20 protein-coding genes are annotated in these 17,702 nt (G+C 53.3%); 16 read left to right on the forward strand and 4 right to left on the reverse strand.

Annotated elements, in window-relative coordinates; genetic code table 11:
• Window positions 1-31 precede the first annotated feature (31 nt).
• Window positions 32-1,099 (reverse strand): undecaprenyldiphospho-muramoylpentapeptide beta-N-acetylglucosaminyltransferase, encoded by a 1,068-nt coding sequence (locus tag B5E62_RS11255; protein ID WP_087174660.1) that lies wholly within the window; start codon window positions 1,097-1,099, stop codon window positions 32-34.
• Between the two features lie 126 nt (window positions 1,100-1,225).
• On the opposite strand from B5E62_RS11255, the gene B5E62_RS11260 reads away from it, so the two are divergent.
• Together B5E62_RS11260 and B5E62_RS11265 are read left to right on the forward strand one after the other, a co-directional pair.
• Window positions 1,226-2,131 (forward strand): DUF4367 domain-containing protein, encoded by a 906-nt coding sequence (locus tag B5E62_RS11260; protein ID WP_087174661.1) that lies wholly within the window; start codon window positions 1,226-1,228, stop codon window positions 2,129-2,131.
• A gap of 79 nt (window positions 2,132-2,210) precedes the next feature.
• Window positions 2,211-2,702, forward strand: coding sequence for a DUF6147 family protein (locus B5E62_RS11265; RefSeq protein ID WP_087174662.1), 492 nt, complete (start codon window positions 2,211-2,213; stop codon window positions 2,700-2,702).
• 341 nt (window positions 2,703-3,043) lie between these two features.
• Here the strand turns inward: B5E62_RS11265 and B5E62_RS11270 are convergent, their stop codons facing one another.
• The 3 genes from B5E62_RS11270 to B5E62_RS17435 form a co-directional block, all read right to left on the reverse strand.
• On the reverse strand, window positions 3,044-3,292 hold the full coding sequence (locus B5E62_RS11270; protein WP_087174687.1) for a TIGR03905 family TSCPD domain-containing protein: 249 nt from the start codon (window positions 3,290-3,292) through the stop codon (window positions 3,044-3,046).
• A 115-nt stretch (window positions 3,293-3,407) separates the two neighbouring features.
• A complete protein-coding gene (locus tag B5E62_RS11275) occupies window positions 3,408-3,827 on the reverse strand; it encodes a hypothetical protein (RefSeq protein ID WP_143468862.1) in 420 nt (139 codons plus the stop codon).
• Window positions 3,828-3,892: 65 nt separating this feature from the next.
• Window positions 3,893-4,027 (reverse strand): hypothetical protein, encoded by a 135-nt coding sequence (locus B5E62_RS17435; RefSeq protein ID WP_275532589.1) that lies wholly within the window; start codon window positions 4,025-4,027, stop codon window positions 3,893-3,895.
• Window positions 4,028-4,430: 403 nt separating this feature from the next.
• Between B5E62_RS17435 and B5E62_RS11280 the strand changes: the two genes are divergently transcribed.
• The 14 genes from B5E62_RS11280 (at window position 4,431) to B5E62_RS11340 (ending at window position 17,489) form a co-directional block, all read left to right on the forward strand.
• On the forward strand, window positions 4,431-5,138 hold the full coding sequence (locus B5E62_RS11280) for a 5'-methylthioadenosine/adenosylhomocysteine nucleosidase (protein ID WP_087174664.1): 708 nt from the start codon (window positions 4,431-4,433) through the stop codon (window positions 5,136-5,138).
• Window positions 5,139-5,264: 126 nt separating this feature from the next.
• Window positions 5,265-6,221 (forward strand): hypothetical protein, encoded by a 957-nt coding sequence (locus tag B5E62_RS11285; protein ID WP_087174665.1) that lies wholly within the window; start codon window positions 5,265-5,267, stop codon window positions 6,219-6,221.
• Between the two features lie 124 nt (window positions 6,222-6,345).
• Window positions 6,346-7,695, forward strand: a complete 1,350-nt coding sequence (locus B5E62_RS11290; protein ID WP_087174666.1) for a glucose-6-phosphate isomerase — start codon at window positions 6,346-6,348, stop codon at window positions 7,693-7,695.
• Window positions 7,696-7,726: 31 nt separating this feature from the next.
• A complete protein-coding gene (locus B5E62_RS11295; RefSeq protein ID WP_087174667.1) occupies window positions 7,727-9,139 on the forward strand; it encodes an aminotransferase class I/II-fold pyridoxal phosphate-dependent enzyme in 1,413 nt (470 codons plus the stop codon).
• The gene (locus B5E62_RS11300) at window positions 9,132-9,719 is read left to right on the forward strand and encodes a guanylate kinase (RefSeq protein ID WP_087174668.1); all 588 of its coding nucleotides are present in this window, start codon (window positions 9,132-9,134) and stop codon (window positions 9,717-9,719) included. The genes B5E62_RS11295 and B5E62_RS11300 overlap by 8 nt, the downstream gene beginning before the upstream one ends.
• Window positions 9,706-10,695 carry a DNA polymerase III subunit delta' gene (gene holB, locus B5E62_RS11305; RefSeq protein WP_087174669.1) on the forward strand — a complete coding sequence of 330 codons (990 nt, stop codon included), beginning with the start codon at window positions 9,706-9,708 and terminating at the stop codon, window positions 10,693-10,695. The genes B5E62_RS11300 and holB overlap by 14 nt, the downstream gene beginning before the upstream one ends.
• A 5-nt stretch (window positions 10,696-10,700) precedes the next feature.
• Window positions 10,701-11,612: a PSP1 domain-containing protein gene (locus B5E62_RS11310; RefSeq protein ID WP_087174670.1), complete on the forward strand. Its 912-nt coding sequence runs from the start codon at window positions 10,701-10,703 to the stop codon at window positions 11,610-11,612.
• A gap of 1 nt (window position 11,613) precedes the next feature.
• Entirely contained in the window at window positions 11,614-12,366 is a 753-nt protein-coding gene (locus B5E62_RS11315; RefSeq protein ID WP_087174671.1) for a tRNA1(Val) (adenine(37)-N6)-methyltransferase, read from the forward strand.
• 9 nt (window positions 12,367-12,375) lie between these two features.
• Window positions 12,376-13,227, forward strand: a complete 852-nt coding sequence (gene rsmI / locus B5E62_RS11320) for a 16S rRNA (cytidine(1402)-2'-O)-methyltransferase (protein WP_087174672.1) — start codon at window positions 12,376-12,378, stop codon at window positions 13,225-13,227.
• Between the two features lie 170 nt (window positions 13,228-13,397).
• Window positions 13,398-14,510: an ABC transporter ATP-binding protein gene (locus tag B5E62_RS11325; protein WP_087174673.1), complete on the forward strand. Its 1,113-nt coding sequence runs from the start codon at window positions 13,398-13,400 to the stop codon at window positions 14,508-14,510.
• A gap of 209 nt (window positions 14,511-14,719) precedes the next feature.
• Window positions 14,720-15,151, forward strand: coding sequence for a helix-turn-helix transcriptional regulator (locus tag B5E62_RS11330; protein ID WP_087174674.1), 432 nt, complete (start codon window positions 14,720-14,722; stop codon window positions 15,149-15,151).
• Window positions 15,152-15,237: 86 nt separating this feature from the next.
• Window positions 15,238-15,393: a hypothetical protein gene (locus B5E62_RS16945; RefSeq protein ID WP_162610302.1), complete on the forward strand. Its 156-nt coding sequence runs from the start codon at window positions 15,238-15,240 to the stop codon at window positions 15,391-15,393.
• 4 nt (window positions 15,394-15,397) lie between these two features.
• Window positions 15,398-16,492 (forward strand): PucR family transcriptional regulator, encoded by a 1,095-nt coding sequence (locus tag B5E62_RS11335; protein ID WP_087174675.1) that lies wholly within the window; start codon window positions 15,398-15,400, stop codon window positions 16,490-16,492.
• Between the two features lie 139 nt (window positions 16,493-16,631).
• Window positions 16,632-17,489 carry a tyrosine-type recombinase/integrase gene (locus tag B5E62_RS11340; RefSeq protein WP_087174676.1) on the forward strand — a complete coding sequence of 286 codons (858 nt, stop codon included), beginning with the start codon at window positions 16,632-16,634 and terminating at the stop codon, window positions 17,487-17,489.
• Window positions 17,490-17,702: the final 213 nt, after the last annotated feature.

Consider the following 17,702-nt stretch of genomic DNA (forward strand, 5'->3'; position numbering starts at 1 on the left):
GTTCTGACACCTGTTTTTTAAAGACAAGCGGCTATTCATTGACAGCAGACTCGATTAAATCAATAATGGTATCAATAGAGTCCTGCTGATGGGATCTGGACATGGCCTCGATGTACTGCTGCCTGTTCTCGTAGAGAGTGTGGACGCAGGAGAGCAATTTTTCATTTGTCATGTCCTCTTCCTCCAGTACCATGCTGAAGCCCTGGCGCTCAAAGGACCGTGCGTTCAGTATCTGGTCGCCCCGACTCGCGTTTGCGGAGAGTGGGATCAGCAGGTTGGGCTTATGCAGTGCGAGGAGTTCACAGATGGCATTGGCTCCCGCCCTGGAGATGACGATGTCTGTCAGGGCAAAGAGGTCCTTTAGCTCATCCTTGATATATTCATACTGCACATAGCCGTTCAGGTTGTTTAAGGTGGGGTCAAGCTTGCCGCGGCCGCACAGGTGGATGACCTGAAAATCCTTCAGGAGCTCCGGGAGGCTGCTCCGCACCGCATTGTTTACAGCTACGGCTCCCAGGCTTCCTCCGATCACGAGGATGACCGGCTTATCTGAAGTAAAGCCCGTGAAGCTCCGCGCTTTTTCGGCGTCTCCCTCGAGAAGCTCCTGGCGGATGGGAGAGCCGGTCAGGACTGCCTTTTCGGCAGGGAGAAGCTCCACGGTCTCCGGGAAATTGCAGCACACCTTCACTGCGGAGGGGATGGAGAGCTTGTTGGCAAGCCCGGGCGTCATATCAGATTCGTGGATGATAACGGGGACTTTACATTGCTTTCCCGCCATGACGACCGGGACGGACACAAAGCCTCCCTTGGAGAAGATCACATCCGGTTTGAGAAGGCGGATGAGCTTTTTCGCCTCGCCAAAACCCTTCAGCACCCGGAAGGGGTCGGTAAAGTTCTGAATGCTGAAATAGCGGCGCAGCTTTCCGGAGGATATCCCGTGGTAGGGAATTCCGAACTGTTCGATCAGCTCCTTCTCAATGCCATTGTAGGAGCCGATGTAGTGAATATCATATTGTAACTCCCGCAGCCGGGGAAGCAGTGCGATATTCGGGGTGACGTGGCCCGCGGTACCGCCGCCAGTTAAAATAATACGTTTCATGATATGTGTATTCCTCCGATTTTAGTTTCTATTAACAATTGTAAACGTAAGTGCGTCGGGGGTCAAGAAAAAGAATTGATCACAGTGCGAAAGAGATAGTCAAAGAGACCGTCAGAGAGGGAATCGATGAGAGAACATTTTAATGGTGAACAATCCTGCGAGGAGCAGAGAGAAGAAGAGAAGCTTGCGGCTCTCCTGGAAGAGCAGATGAGAAAGGAAGCAGAGCAGATTGAGAAAGAGCTGGAAGATAATCCTGAGATTGCCGCACTGTCTCCGGACGACAGCGCGAAAGAGAAGCTGTACGAAAGGATAGAGGAGTACGAGCGGCAGCAGGCTGTGCGCAGGCTGTCGCCGGAGGACCAGGAGGCCCTGCGCCTTGGCCGGCAGCTCCAGAAGGAGAAAGCCGCGGGGGAGGAAGCCGCGGCCGGCGTCAAAGCCGGGCGTGGGAAAAAGCGCTTCCTCAAGCGCCTGGCCGGAGTCGCCGCAGTGTTCGTCATCGTGGCGGCTGTGGGGATCACAGGCGTCGGCGGACCGGATAGGGTGATGGAGGTACTGCAGCAGGTGGTGGGAGGAAGGGAATTAACGACGGTTAATTCTGATGAAAGAGAAATTTTAGAATTTGGAGTAGAAGAAGAGGAAGAAGCATATCAAAAAGTTAGAGATAACTTTAGGATTGAACCTGTAAGAATTGTTAATCTTCTTCCTGAAATGGAATTTTCTGATATGCAGATAGATGTAGATTTGAAAGTGGCCAATATTTTCTATAATGCTAATGGAAATATAATTTCCTATATTATAAATTGTTCTCAAGACGATGCGGTATGGGGGGCGGATATAGAAGATATATTAATACGAGAATATACTTATCCCTTAGAAACAGTGAAAGTATTAGTACAAGAGTATCAAATAGAGCAAAGTGATCAAAAGACTTACACAGCAAAGTTTGAGTATTGTGACGTACATTATCAGCTTAGTGGTGTTCTAACAGAGGAAGATATGGAGCAAATTTTAAATAATCTACATTTTTCATAAAAGTGCGTCAGTTTTTGTGAAGTTATGTGTCTTACTATATGGAAAGAAAAGCAGAACAAGGAAAAGGAGGGACGTTTATTTGAAAAAGAAACTGATATCTGTATGCTTCGCAGCTGTGTTGATGATGGGCCTTACAATAACCGCAGAATTCCCAACAAAAGCAAATGAAAGCAAGCCTATGTTAGACGGCTCATATCTGACATGCGAAGATGAATCTACAGGTATTGCGGGCGCAATGACCAGAGGCGTGGATCTGCAGACAGGATATTCCAAACTCAGGGATTTGGGGAATGGGAAAATCTATGCCGGTGGGACAACTATCGCCAATCATGATGTGGAGTCAATTAAAGTGACTGTTATTGTAGAAAGAGCCAAAAATGAAGATGACAGTTGGCATTATGTTGATTCGTGGAGAAAAGAAAACAAAGACACGTTCAGTGTCAGCACGAGCAAAATGCTGGAAGTGGAAGGAGACTGGTATTATCGTGTCCGTTGCTTTCATTCGGCAGGTAATGACATGAGCAGTTCACTTACTAATGGCCTCTATATCGATGTGCCCGAAGAAGACTAAAAAACAAAAAAATTAAAAAACCAAACCAAGAGAACATTTAAAACCCGATCGTTTGATCGAAAAGCCCAGATGGGCACCAAACCATCCTGCCAGGCTGCTGTATCTGCTGCTTCGTGGCGCACCTGGAAACAATAATCAAACAATAATTTTATTTTTTCCTTACATTGAGAAGCCGTCATACAGGCCCGAAAGGGCTAAAGCCGTCGTGAAGCAGCAGATACAGCAGCTTGGCGGGACATAAGAGAACGCACACAAAAAAAGAAAAAACCAAACGAGAGAGAGGGCGCTGCCACCCATAGGAGTGGCAGCGGGCCCTCTCTTTCCAATTCAGCGGTTTTGTGTTATTTCTGCTGTGCCTTTGCCATGTGCAGGGCTTTGGCAAGCTGATCCGGGCAGGATGTGGGTTTGAAGCCGCACTGGATGCCCTCGATGCGGGAGATGGCCTCGTCCACGTTCATGCCCTCCACAAGCCGGGCAACTCCCTGGGTGTTTCCGGAGCAGCCCCCTACGAACTCTACGGATTTGATAGTATCGCCGTCCAGCTCTACGTTGATGAGCTGGGAACAGACGCCCTGTGGTCTGAACTGTATCATGATAGAAACCTCCTTATCCTTTGTACTCCCTGTGCAGAGTCCTGCGCAGGAGAGGTGATGTCTTTTGTCGAGGGAATTATAGCAGAAAGACAGGCTGAAATCAATGGCTGTGTCACAGACCGTATTTCTGGAACAGCTCCTCTCTGTAGGCAGAGTCAGATGCGGCTTTAATGATCTGGTCTTCCTTTTTCTCTTTGCTGAGAAGAAGGATAAGCCTGCTATAGCGGTCGGACGCCTGCTGTCGTCCGATGCGTGTCCACTCCTCGCGTCCCTTCTCTATTGCGTCATCCCATATCATCTGTCCAAGCTTTGTCATGGCGATCGCCTCCTTTATTGCTTCAAGGTCCTTGTTTTTCAAAAATTTTACTGCGAAAGCGTAGAGTATCGCTTCCATCTTTTGGATCTCCTCCGGGGCAAAAGAGCCCTCAGCTGATTTCAGGAGCTGGATTGCCTGCAAGATCCGGTCCTTCTGACTGCTGCTGTCTCCCATCAGGGGCGAGAGGAGAAGCGGGATAATGTCTTCCCTCGACACAGAAGAGCCGCTTCGCCCGGCAAGACGGGCAAAGAGCTGGTCCGAATTGTCATCCTTGAGGCAGGTCAGGCGGACCGGACGGCCCTCTCCGGAATGCCCAGCCAGTGGATCAGCTCGTCGCCAAAATAGTCTGCAGCGGACTTGAAGGCCAGATCTTCAAGGTGGGAAAGCTCCGTGTTTGGCTTGTTTTTTTCCTGCAATATGTCCTCCGTTTCCGGCGGCACAGGAACTGTTTTCTTATCCTTATCATAACATAACAGATAGCAGATTGCCTTGATCTTATCATAATAATTGTAAAAAATCCGTTGGATATCTGTCCGATGCGGACTGAGATATTCAGATGAGTATAATAATAGAAACAATCTGCGGCCAGAAGGCGCGGCAGATGAACATGGGGCGACAGGAAAACAGCACTGTGCAGCTGCTATCTGTATACTGTCTACGATACCATGGAGGACGGGGGAAAGCAAGGACTTCCCTGCCGATCGCAGATCCATTCCCGTAGATTGCAAACCCATCCCTCCCACGGTATAATGGAGGGGCAGCAAAAAGAAGGTTATCAGACATGATCATTTATTTTATTAGGTAGAAAGGATGAGCAAGATGATAGGGATCATAGGAGCAATGGAGGAGGAGGTCTCCGCCTTAAAAGAGGAGATGCAGGCAGAGGAGGTAAAGGAGATCGCGGGCATGACCTTTGTAAAGGGCCTGCTCTGCGGTCGGGACGCAGTGGTGGTGCGCAGCGGCATCGGCAAGGTGAACGCGGCTCTGTGCGCCCAGATACTGGCCTCGGAGTTTGGAGTGGACATGCTGGTCAACACAGGGATCGCCGGGTCTTTAGATGCCCGTATCGACATTGGGGATATCGTGATATCCACGGATGCCCTGTACCACGACATGGATGCCTCCAAGTTCGGCGACCCGGTGGGGCAGATCCCCCGGATGGACGTGTTTTCCTTTGAGGCGGACCCCCGCCTGGTAGAGCTGGCAAGAGAGGCCAACCAGGAGGCCAATCCGGATATCCGCACATTCACGGGAAGAGTGGTGTCCGGCGACCAGTTTATCTCGGACGCAGAGGACAAGGAGCGGATCAAGCGCAATTTCGACCCTCTGTGTACGGAGATGGAGGGGGCGGGCATTGCCCACGCCGCTTACCTGAACGGGATTTCGTATGTCATTATCCGAGCGATTTCTGACAAAGCCGACAACAGCGCCACCGTGGACTATCCGGCCTTTGAGGAGCAGGCCATCTCCCACAGCGTAAGGCTTGTGAAGGCCCTCCTTGCGAAAATGCCGGAAAAGGGGCTGTAAAAGGAGCGGCAGGACTCGCCAGAAAGCGCCGGAAATCCCCTGTTTCCCTGCAGAAGCTGTAGAACGGTTTTTCTGGTTTCCCTCCCGGATCTGAGTATAATCAAATCAAAGAAGGAGGGTTAGATCATGTTAGAAGTGGTATTGGACAGACATATTCTGGTTATCCTTATGGGGATAGCCGCTGCTGTGGGGGTGGTCAGCAAGATAGCTGCCGGTATCTCCCTGAAGAGGCTGGTCCGGGCGTCCGGCAACATGAATAAGAGCAATCACTCCCTGGTCCGTCTCGTGAAGGCAAAATTTGAACATGCCTGCATGGTGAGCGACCGGGTCCAGAACGTGGAGGTGTTCGTGGAGAAATACCTCCATGAATACCGGGCCGGGGGCCTCAGGCTCCACACCTGGAGGCGGCTGGAGAAGGCGGGGGTGTGGCTGTGTCTTCTCGCCGGACTGGCGGGAGCGGGAGCCTGGTACGGGACCCGGGGCATGGCGGACCAGGTGCTCCAGTACGGTGCGGCGGGAGCGGGAGGAGCCATCCTCCTCTTCCTGTTCCAACTCACGAGCGATGAGAAGTACCAGCTTGGCGTTATCAGGAACTATATGGTGGACTATCTGGAAAATGTCTGCGCCCACCGGTACGAGAAGGCGCAGGCGGACAAGGTGAAGGAGGAGTGGAAGGCCATGGCGCCGCCGGATACGGATCCGCAGCCGGAGGCCATCCGGCCGGCCAGAGAGATACAGCCGGAAATCCTGCAGCCGGCTGAGGGGCCGCAGCCCGAAATCTGTCAGCCGGAGACACGCCAGCCGGAGACACGCCAGCCGGAGATACGCCAACCGGAGATACGCCAGCCGGAAATACGCCAGGAGGCGGCAGGGGAGACCGTCCCGGAGACGGCGCAGGGACAGAGGATACACTTCCGGGAGGAGGCCTCCGGAGAGCCGGCCGCTGACGCCAGAAGGCGCCAGGCAGGGAAGGACAGGATCCAGAAGGAGGAAAAGGCGGCCCGGACGAGGAGCGGGAAGGAAGAGGACGAGATTTCAAAGGAGGTCCGCATCCGGGAGATACTGGAGGAGTTTTTGGCTTGATTATAAAGGGTAATACTGGTAAAATAAACTTGATATGAGCTGAAGCGGGACGACCCGCCCGGCTCAGGAACAGTATCACCATATCGTAAGCATACGAAAACAAAGAGAGAAGGAAGGGTTTACCATGAGCAGTAAGGTTACATTCGATTATTCAAAGGCAATGACATTTATCAAAGAGCATGAAATAGACTCCATGAAAGAGATCGTAGGAAATGCCAGGGACATCCTGGTAGGCGGGACGGGAGCAGGAAACGACTATATTGGCTGGGTAAATCTTCCTGTAGATTACGATAAAGAAGAGTTTGCGCGCATCCAGAAGGCGGCGGAGAAGATCAAGAGCGATTCCGAGGTGCTGGTCGTCATCGGCATCGGCGGCTCCTATCTGGGAGCGAGAGCGGCCATCGAGTTCCTGCGCCACGGTTTCTACAATAACGTGTCCAGAGAGATCCGCAAGACACCTGAGATCTACTATGCCGGAAACAGCATCAGCAGCACCTACCTGAAGGGACTCATCGATGTGATAGGAGACAGGGATTTCTCCGTAAATATCATCTCCAAGTCCGGCACTACCACGGAGCCGGCCATCGCCTTCCGCGTGTTCAAGGAGATGCTGGAGAAGAAGTACGGCAAAGAGGAGGCGGCAAAGAGGATCTACGCCACCACCGACAAGGCAAGAGGAGCCCTGAAGAACCTGGCCACAGAGGAGGGCTACGAGTCCTTCGTCGTGCCGGACGATGTGGGAGGGCGCTTCTCCGTTCTGACAGCCGTGGGCCTTCTGCCCATCGCAGTCAGCGGCGCGGACATTGAAAAGCTGATGGAGGGAGCGGCAGCAGGAAGGGAGCTGGCCCTGAACAAGCCCTTTGAGGAAAATGACGCCCTGCAGTATGCGGCCATCCGCAACATCCTCCACAGAAAAGGCAAATCCGTGGAGGTGCTGGCAAACTATGAGCCGAGCCTCCACTATGTATCCGAGTGGTGGAAGCAGCTCTACGGCGAGAGCGAGGGAAAGGACCAGAAGGGCATCTTCCCGGCATCCGTGGATCTGACCACAGACCTCCACTCCATGGGACAGTTCATCCAGGACGGCAGCCGCATCATGTATGAGACAGTCCTGAATGTGGAGACATCCAGGGAGGAGATACTCATTAACGAGGAGCCGGTGGACCTGGACGGCCTGAACTACCTGGCAGGAAAGAGCATGGACTTTGTAAACAAGAGCGCCATGAACGGAACAGTCCTGGCCCACACAGACGGAAATGTGCCGAACCTGATGGTGAACATCCCGGAGCAGGATGAATTCTATCTGGGTGAGCTCTTCTACTTCTTCGAGTTTGCCTGCGGCGTAAGCGGCTACGTGTCCGGCGTTAATCCGTTCAACCAGCCGGGCGTTGAGAGCTACAAGAAAAACATGTTCGCTCTCCTCGGAAAGCCGGGCTTTGAGAAAGAGAGAGAAGAGCTGCTCAAGAGATTATAAGACAGGATACAAAGCTATATGAGGCTATCAGATGACTGAACTTTATGACAGGCTGCACAGATACAGCATTTCCGACTATTACGGCTTTCACATGCCGGGGCACAAGAGGAACACAGAGCGCTTCGGCAGTGACCTGCCCTACGGGATAGACATCACGGAGATCGAGGGCTTTGACGACCTCCATCACCCGGACGGGATCCTGAGGGAGGCCCAGGAGGAGGCATCCCGCATCTACGGGGCCGGTGAGACGAGATTTCTCGTGAACGGCAGCACGGCGGGGATACTGAGCGCCATCCTCGGCTGCACCCGGAGGGGCGACCAGGTGCTGGTGGGCCGGAACTGTCACAAATCTGTGTATCATGCCATCTATATGAACGGGCTGGATCCGGTGTACCTGTACCCCGGTTTCCGGCCGGACATCCAGTTGAATACAGAAATCTCTGTAAGCGCAGTGAAAGCTGCGCTTAATGAACATTCCAGGGTAAAGGCGGTGATCCTGGTCTCCCCCACCTACGACGGTGTGGTCTCGGACATCCGGGCCATTGCCGGGGAGGTCCACAGGAGGGGGATCCCCCTGATCGTGGACGAGGCCCACGGAGCCCACTTCGGATTTCATCCCTATTTCCCGGAGAGCGCCCTGAAGCAGGGGGCGGATGTGGTCATCCACAGCCTTCACAAGACGCTGCCCGCGCTGACCCAGACGGCCCTCCTCCATGTGGACGGGCCCTATGCAGACCGGAGCCGGATCTTCCGGTATCTGGACATGCTCCAGTCCAGCAGCCCCTCCTACGTGCTCATGGCCGGCATCGACAGGTGCGTCCGGCTGCTGGGCGAGAAGCGGGATGAGCTCTTCAGCCCATACGTGGAGCGGCTGGAACGGCTCAGGGAGCGTCTGGGGCAACTGGAAAAGCTATCCCTTGCACAGACAGAGCGCTATGACCGCTCCAAGCTGGTCCTGTCTGCAGCCAGAGCGGATATGACAGGAAGAGAGCTTTATCTGCGGCTTCTGGAGACGTACCATCTGCAGCTGGAGATGGCCGCCGGCTCCTACGCCCTGGCCATGACCAGCGTGGGAGACACAGAGGAGGGCTTCCGCAGGCTGGGTGACGCTCTGGAGGAGATGGACAGGTCGGCGGGAGAAAACGGCGGGGAAGTCACAGGGCAGGACGGCGGGCTGCCGGAGAACGAGATGGTCTGCAGCAGCGCCCGGATAGAAGAGCTGGCCCGGGAAGAGGGCTGTATCAGAAGCGTGCCCCTTGAGGCGTGCGAGGGACTGGTATCCATGGAGTACGCCTACCTCTATCCGCCGGGCATCCCGCTCATTGTCCCGGGGGAGCGCGTCAGCCACGGGAGCCTGCAGGTGCTGCTCAAAAGCAGGAGACAGGGATTTTCACTGGAAGGCATGGAAAAAGAAGGAAGCATCAGGGTCTGGATAAATGGGTAAGATATACTATATAATGGGAAAAAGTTCATCGGGCAAGGATACCATCTTCAAGGAGCTCCTGAACCGCGTTCCCGGACTCAGGCGGGTGGTGCCCTACACCACAAGGCCCCGGCGGGAGGGCGAAGAGAACGGGGTGGAGTATTTTTTCACGGACGAGGAACAGACGGAGAAGCTGGAGAAGGCCGGACGCATCATTGAGCTCCGGGCCTACGACACAGCCTGCGGCGTGTGGAAATATTTTACCGCGGACGACGGGCAGGTGGATCTGGGAGCGGCAGACTATCTTATGATCGGGACCCTGGAAGCCTACGAAAAAATGATACGATACTATGGAGCGGACAATATCCTGCCCCTCTACGTAGAAGTGGAGGACGGGGAGCGGCTTGCCCGCGCTCTTGCGAGAGAGCGGCGGCAGGCGCAGCCGAAGTACAGGGAGCTGTGCCGCCGTTTCCTTGCGGACGAGGAGGATTTTTCGGAGGAAAAGCTGCGCGGACTTGGGATACACCGGCGGTTTTGCAACGAGGACATAGAACACTGTTTAGAAGAGATCACAGAGGTAATATACAATGGGAAGCTTTAAAGACGTAGTCGGACACAAGGACATCATCAATTATATACGCAGCGCCGTGACAGAGAACAAGGTGTCGCATGCCTATATCCTGAACGGGGAGAGGGGCTCCGGCAAGAAGATGCTGGCCAGCCTGTTTGCCACTACGCTCTTATGCGAGAAGCAGGGGCCGGATCCCTGCAACGAATGCCATTCCTGCCGGCAGGCGGAGAGCGGGAACCATCCGGATATCATCCGGGTGACCCACGAGAAGCCGAACACCATCAGCGTGGAGGACATACGTAGGCAGGTCAACGAGGATATCCAGATCAGGCCCTACCAGGGGCCCTATAAGATATATATTATCGCGGAGGCGGACCTGATGACCGTGCAGGCCCAGAACGCACTCCTCAAGACGATCGAGGAGCCGCCGGCCTACGCGGTGATCTTCCTTCTCACAGAGAATGCGGAGGCACTGCTGCCCACCATCACATCCCGGTGCGTGATGCTGAAGCTGCGGAACATCAGGGACACCCTGATACGCAAATATCTCATGGAGACTATGCACGTGCCGGACTACAAGGCGGACATGTGCACGGCCTTTGCCCAGGGAAATATGGGGCGGGCCATCATGCTGGCCAGCTCGGACCATTTCAACGAGATACGGGAGGAGGCGGTCCAGCTCCTGAAATATATCAACGAGATGGATATCAGTGAGATCACAAAGGCCATCAGGAAGATCAACACGTATAAACTGGAGATCAACGACTACCTGGACATCATCATGATATGGTACAGGGACGTGTTACTATATAAGGCGACAAAGGATATGGACAAGGTCGTGTTCAAGGACCAGATCACCTACATCCAGGAGCGGGCGAAGAAGAGCTCCTACGAGGGGATAGAGCTGATACTGGAGAGCCTGGAGAAGGCAAAGACGCGGCTCAGGGCAAACGTGAGCTTTGACCTTGTCATGGAGCTTTTGCTGCTGACGATAAAGGAGAACTGACAGATATGACAAAGGTGATTGGAGTAAGATTTCGCAGGGCAGGGAAGGTCTATTTCTTCTCTCCGGGAAAGCTGGAGATCCGCCACGGGGACAACGTGATCGTGGAGACTGCCAGAGGCGTGGAGTTCGGCAGTGTTGTGACCGGACCAAGAGAGGTGGAGGAGGAGAGGATCAGCCAGCCTCTCAAATCCGTCATCCGCATAGCAAACAGGGATGACTACCGCCGGGAGGAGAAGAACCGGGAGAAGGAAAAAGAGGCCTTCAGCATCTGCCAGGAGAAGATCCGCAAGCATGGGCTGGAGATGAAGCTTATCGACGCGGAGTACACATTTGACAACAACAAGGTGCTGTTTTACTTTACAGCGGACGGACGGATTGATTTCCGCGAGCTGGTAAAGGACCTGGCCAGCGTGTTCCGCACGAGGATCGAGCTGCGCCAGATCGGAGTGCGGGATGAGACGAAGATCCGGGGCGGCCTGGGGATCTGCGGCCGGGAGCTGTGCTGCCATACATACCTGACAGAGTTCGCCCCCGTGTCCATCAAGATGGCCAAGGAGCAGAACCTGTCCCTGAACCCCAGCAAGATATCGGGCGTCTGCGGCAGGCTCATGTGCTGCCTCACCAACGAGGAGCAGACCTATGAGGAGCTGAACAGCCGTCTGCCGGTGGTGGGAGACACCGTCACCACACCGGAGAAGCTGAAGGGGGACGTGCAGTCTGTCAATGTACTGCGCCAGCTTGTGAAGGTGGTGGTCACCCTGGACAACGATGAGAAGGAGGTCCGGGAGTACAGGGCCGCGGAGCTGCGCTTTAAGCCCCGCCGCAAAAAGAAGGACATGAAGATATCCAAAGAAGAGATGGCGCAGCTAAAGGCGCTGGAGGAGAAGAACGGAGCGTCGAAGCTGGATGACAAGTAAGATGACGACGGGCCTGAAGCCGGGCGAGCGCCTGGACGACCTGCAGATCAGGGGGTACCGCATCATCCAGTCCCCCGGCAGATTCTGCTTTGGCATGGACGCCGTCCTTCTGTCCGCCTTCGCAAAGGTGAAAAAGGGCGAGAGGGCTCTGGACCTGGGGACCGGGACAGGCATCCTCCCCATCCTGCTGGAGGCAAAAAACGGGGGAGAGTCCTACACAGGCCTGGAGATACAGGAGGAGAGTGCGGATATGGCCCGCCGCAGTGTCCTGTACAACCACCTGGAGGACAGAGTCCGCATTGTCACAGGAGATATCAGAGAGGCAGCCGCCCTTTTCGGTGCCGCCTCTTTTCACGTCATTACAGTCAATCCGCCCTACATGATCGGGGCCCACGGGCTGAAAAATGACAATGAGGCAAAATACATTGCCCGCCACGAAGTGCTCTGCACGCTGGAGGATGTGCTCCGGGAGAGCGAGAGGATCCTGCCGGACAAAGGCCGGTTTTACATGGTGCACCGCCCTTTCCGGCTGGCTGAGATACTCTCCGGCATGAGCCGCCACCGGATGGAGCCCAAGCGGATGCGCCTCGTCCATCCCTACATAGACAAGGAGCCGAATATGGTGCTCCTGGAGGGAGTGAAGGGAGCCAACCCCAGGATGACCGTGGAGCCGCCCCTGGTGGTGTACAATAAAGACGGAACCTACACAGACGAGCTGCTGGAGCTGTACGGACTGGACAGACAGGGCAGATAGGAGAGAAATATGGCAGGAATACTGTATCTGTGCGCCACCCCCATCGGGAACCTGGAGGACATGACCTTCCGGGCCGTGCGCATCCTGAGGGAGGCAGACCTCATAGCCGCGGAGGACACCCGCAACAGCATCAAGCTGCTGAGCCACTTTGAGATAAGGACTCCCATGACCAGCTACCACGAATACAACAAGATCGAGAAGGGGAAAAAGCTGACAGCCCTTCTCCTGGAGGGGAAAAATATCGCCCTCATCACGGATGCCGGCACGCCGGGCATCTCCGACCCGGGGGAGGAGCTTGTGAAAATGTGCCACGAGGCGGGAGTTACTGTCACGGCCGTCCCCGGGGCCGCGGCCTGCGTGACCGCCCTTACCATCTCCGGGCTCCCTACGAGGCGCTTCGCCTTTGAAGCGTTCCTGCCCTCTGATAACAAAGAGAGGAGAGAGGTGCTGGAGGAGCTGAAGGACGAGACAAGGACCATCGTGATCTACGAGGCGCCGCACCGCCTCGTGCGGACGCTGGAGGAGCTCCTTGAGACACTGGGGGACCGGCAGGTGTCCGTCTGCCGGGAGCTGACAAAGAAGCATGAGACGGTCTGCCATGCCACGCTGGAGGAGGCCTGCGCCTACTACAGGGCTCATGAGCCCCGGGGAGAGTGCGTCCTTGTCATCCGGGGAAGGAGCCGGGAGGAGCTGCGCAGGGAGTCGCAGAGAAAGTGGGAGGAATTGTCCCTGGAGGAGCATATGAGGTACTACGCAGACCAGGGGGCGGACCGGAAGGAGGCCATGAAGAGGGTGGCAAAGGACAGAGGCATCAGCAAGAGAGAGGTTTACCAGGCGCTTTTGCGCACGGAAGAGGACTGATGCTGTCAGACTGACGAAAGAGAAGAGGGGACGGTTGGTCAAGTTGTATAGAAATCAAAAAAAAGATTGTTCAACTTGGGCATGGCGCAGTCCCTTCTTTTTTTATATACTGATTAACAGATAGAGAACGCCGGCTCCGGCCGGGTACCATTAACAGGAGGAATAGAACAATGGCAAGTTTATCATTAAAGCACATTAACAAAACATATCCTAACGGATTTGAAGCTGTTAAAGATTTCAACCTTGAGATCGAGGATAAAGAATTCATCATCTTCGTAGGACCATCCGGATGTGGAAAATCCACAACACTCCGTATGGTCGCAGGTCTTGAGGAGATCACATCCGGTGAGCTGAAGATCGGCGACAGAGTTGTTAACGACGTGGAGCCGAAGGACCGCGATATCGCAATGGTATTCCAGAACTACGCTCTGTATCCGCATATGACAGTATACGATAACATGGCGTTTGGTCTGAAGCTGAGAAAGGTTCCGAAGGACCAGATCGACAAGATGGTCCGCGAGGCTGCCAAGATCCTCGACCTGGAAGCTCTTCTGGATCGTAAGCCGAAGGCTCTTTCCGGTGGACAGAGACAGCGTGTTGCCATGGGTCGTGCTATCGTGCGTAACCCCAAGGTATTCCTTATGGACGAGCCTCTCTCCAACCTGGACGCAAAACTCCGTGGACAGATGCGTGTTGAGATCTCCAAGCTTCACCAGAGACTGGGCACAACGATCATCTACGTAACACATGACCAGACAGAGGCTATGACACTTGGTACAAGGATCGTAGTCATGAACGCCGGTGTTGTACAGCAGGTAGATACACCGCAGACACTGTACGATTATCCGTGCAATATGTTCGTCGCAGGCTTCATCGGATCCCCGCAGATGAACTTTATCGATGCTACATGCAAAGTTGAGGGAGACAAAGTTTCTCTTGTAACAGGACCTCACACGATCGCTCTTCCGCCTGCAAAAGCAAAAGCGCTCAAAGAGGGCGGCTATGACGGAAAGACAGTTGTTCTCGGTATCCGTCCTGAGGATGTACATGATGAGCAGATGTTCATCGAGGCTTCTCCTGACACAGTGATCGAGGCAAAGATCCGTGTATACGAGATGCTGGGCGCAGAAGTGCTTCTGTACTTCGACTATGAGGGCTCCAGCATGACAGCGAGAGTTGACCCCAGGACTACAGCAAGATCCGGCGACACAGTTAAGTTTGCCCTGGATGCTGAGAAGATCCACATCTTTGACAAAGAGACAGAGCTGACGATCACAAACTAGTCAGATGCTTTAAAATGAATATGTGAAGACCAAGGGAGAGACGCCTGAGAGGGTGTCTCTCTTTTTCTGTCCCGAGAGTGGGATGCGCCCGCCATCCGGGTCTGCAACGAAACGTTAATTGTACGCCGTTTTGACATAATATATAATCAATGTTGAACGTATATCTAAAAGGAGATACAGAATACATACGGATAAAAAAGAGAGGAACGTTGGAGTGGGAATACAATAAGGCCAGGGAAGAGCTGCTGTGGAAGAGCCGGAAGGAAGAGGAGGAAAAGGTCCTGCGGCAGTGGGGGATGGAGGAGGCCCAGATACAGGTCCTGCGGGAATACGACTGGGATACCTTCAAATCGGAGCGCCGGTTCCTGGAGCACTGGGCACCCTGGGAGGCCTACGAGGCAGAGGGATGGATGCTGGATCGAAGGAGAGCCGTCATGAAATATCTTGAGCTGGAGGAGGGAAGATTTTTTTCTGAGAAGACAGAGCGGGTCCTGGAAGGCCTTGATAAGACAGGAAAAGAAATCCTGTATTTGAAAATAAACGGTTATGAGACACGGGAAATTTCTGCTATAATAGGAATTACAGAAAAAGCCATATACCGGAGAATGGACCGGATCAAAGAAAAATTAAAAAAAATCTGACGCCAGAGGGGAAAAACGACACTGTTCGACGGCTATATTATGTAGGACGGTTTCCAAGGTGGGGAGAGAGCGGAGGAAGATCGGAAATGAAGAGAAGTGTTTTGTACCTCGCCCTTACCCTGCTGTCTGCTGCAGCGGGGCTTATCCTGGCTAAAAGATTTCAGACGGATCTGGAGATCAGTGTATTTGACTGCCAGATGAGAGAATGGAAAAAACGGGAGCAGAGCCCGGAAAGGATGTGAAACGTTGCTGTCAAATCAAACGATACAGAAGCTGATACAGGAGATAAAGAGGATATCAGGCTTTGACTGCTCTATATGGAATGAGAAAGCAGAGTGCCTGGCCATGACGAACGTAAAGACAAAGCCCCGGCAGGCAGAGGTGGAGGACCTGATAGAAAGGTATAACAGCCAGGGGACGGAGGAGAGCGCAGGGGAACAGAGCCTGTTCCTTCTGGAGAGCGGAGAGAGCCTCTATGTGCTGGCGGTGGACGGGACAGATGAAAGGGCGGTGCTGGCCGGACGCTTTGGGATCAGCCACCTGGAGAGCCTGGTATCCATGAACCGCGGAAAAATGGACAAGAACAGATTTATCCAGAGCCTTCTTCTGGACAATCTCCTTCTGGTGGATATCTACAATCAGGCGAAGAAGCTGAAGATCCCGGTGCTGCAGAGGAGAGTCGTGTTCCTGGTAGAGACGAAGAACGCGGACAGCAGCCTGGTCCTGGAGACATTGAAGGGGATCTTCTCCATCGGAGCCAGGGATTTTGCCACTTCCGTTGAGGAGGGGCATATCATCCTCGTGAAGGCGCTGGAGCCCACAGAGGATTACAAGGCGATCCAGCACATGGCGGATGTGATCGTGGATACACTGGGGATGGAGGTCATGGTGGGCGTCCGTGTCTCCTACGGCACCATTGTGGAGGAGCTCAAGGATGTATCCCGCTCCTACAAGGAGGCGGACATGGCCCTGGAGGTGGGGCGCATCTTCTATTCCCAGCGTCGCGTGCTGTCCTACAGGGTGCTGGGGATCGGCAGGCTCATACACCAGCTCCCCGCCTCTCTGTGCGAGATGTTCCTGGATGAGGTGTTTGAGGGAAATGCAATGGAGAGCTTCGAGGAGGAGGAGCTGGCAGCGGTCTACACCTTCTTCGAGAACAACCTGAATATCTCGGAGACAGCGAGAAAGCTGTACGTGCACCGGAACACGCTGGTATATCGCCTTGAGAAGATACAGAAGAAGACAGGTCTGGACGTCCGGGTGTTTGAGGACGCCATGACATTTAAGATTGCCCTGATGGTGGAAAAGCATATGAGGGCGATGAAGGAGAAGGAAAGCTGAATACAGACACAGACTTTACGGCAGGCGTCCGGTCCACGAGACCGGGCGCCTTTTTTCTGCATGTGATGGAAGAAATTCCCAGGTTGTATTATAGTGGATGGATACACACTAAAGAAAAAAGAAAGGAAGCTTGTTTTTTATGGAAAAAAGGACATTTCGCATCAAAGAGAAGGACATGGACGACTTTCGGGAGTATCTGCAGGAGAGGGGGAGCTCTTTGGCCACTATCGAGAAGTATATGAGAGATATGAGAAAATTTGCGGGATTTATAGGAGGGGAGGAGGTCGGGAAGGAGCAGCTGATCAGATATAAGGAGTGGCTGATGGAGTCCTATTCAGCCAGCAGTGCTAACTCTATGTTGGCGGCTCTAAATCAGTATCTGGTCTTTATAGGTATGGAAGGACTCCGGGTAAAACGTATACGTATGCAGAGGACAGATATCCATATCAGAGAAAAGCTGCTTGAGAAGGAAGAGTTTCATGATCTGGTACGGACAGCAAGACAGGGAAAGAAGGAGCAGATTGCCATGATCATGGAAACTATGTGCGCTACAGGAATCCGTGTCAGCGAGCTTAAATATTTTCGTGTGGAAAATGTGAAAAAGGGTATCGTGAGAGTCTGGAACAAAGGAAAGTATCGGATTGTGATCATACCAGCTGTCCTAAGAAAGAAACTACTTTTGTATATAAGTAAAAATAAAATCCGTTCAGGTATTATTTTCTGTACCCGGACCGGAAAAGAGAAGGACAGGTCCAATATCTGGAGAGAGATGAAGCAGATTGCAAAAAAGGCCGGCGTAAAGCTGGAGAGAGTATTTCCGCACAATCTGCGGCACCTCTTCGCAAGAACCTTTTACAGGGAGACAAAAAACCTGCTTAACCTGGCGGATATTCTTGGACACAGCAGTCTGGAAGTAACGCGGATCTATGCGTCAGACGGCATGAGCGAGTGGAAGCGAAATTTAGAAAAGCTGAAGCTGCTTGAAAGTACAACATAACGCTGATTATGTTGTTAAAGGCTTCGTATATAGACAAACCTATTCAGTCTTTTTAAGTTTATAATACATAAAAGGAAATGTCAATAAAGCCGGATCTTGAGTTTCCGCAGAATTATCCCCTTAGATAAATCTACCGTATTTCGTTATCCACAACTTTCAAAAAATGGCCAAAATATAAGGAATCCTAATCCTTTTTGATGTAAAATTAAGCTA

The organism is Lachnoclostridium sp. An118, assembly GCF_002160985.1.
Lineage (GTDB): Bacteria > Bacillota > Clostridia > Lachnospirales > Lachnospiraceae > Claveliimonas > Claveliimonas stercoravium.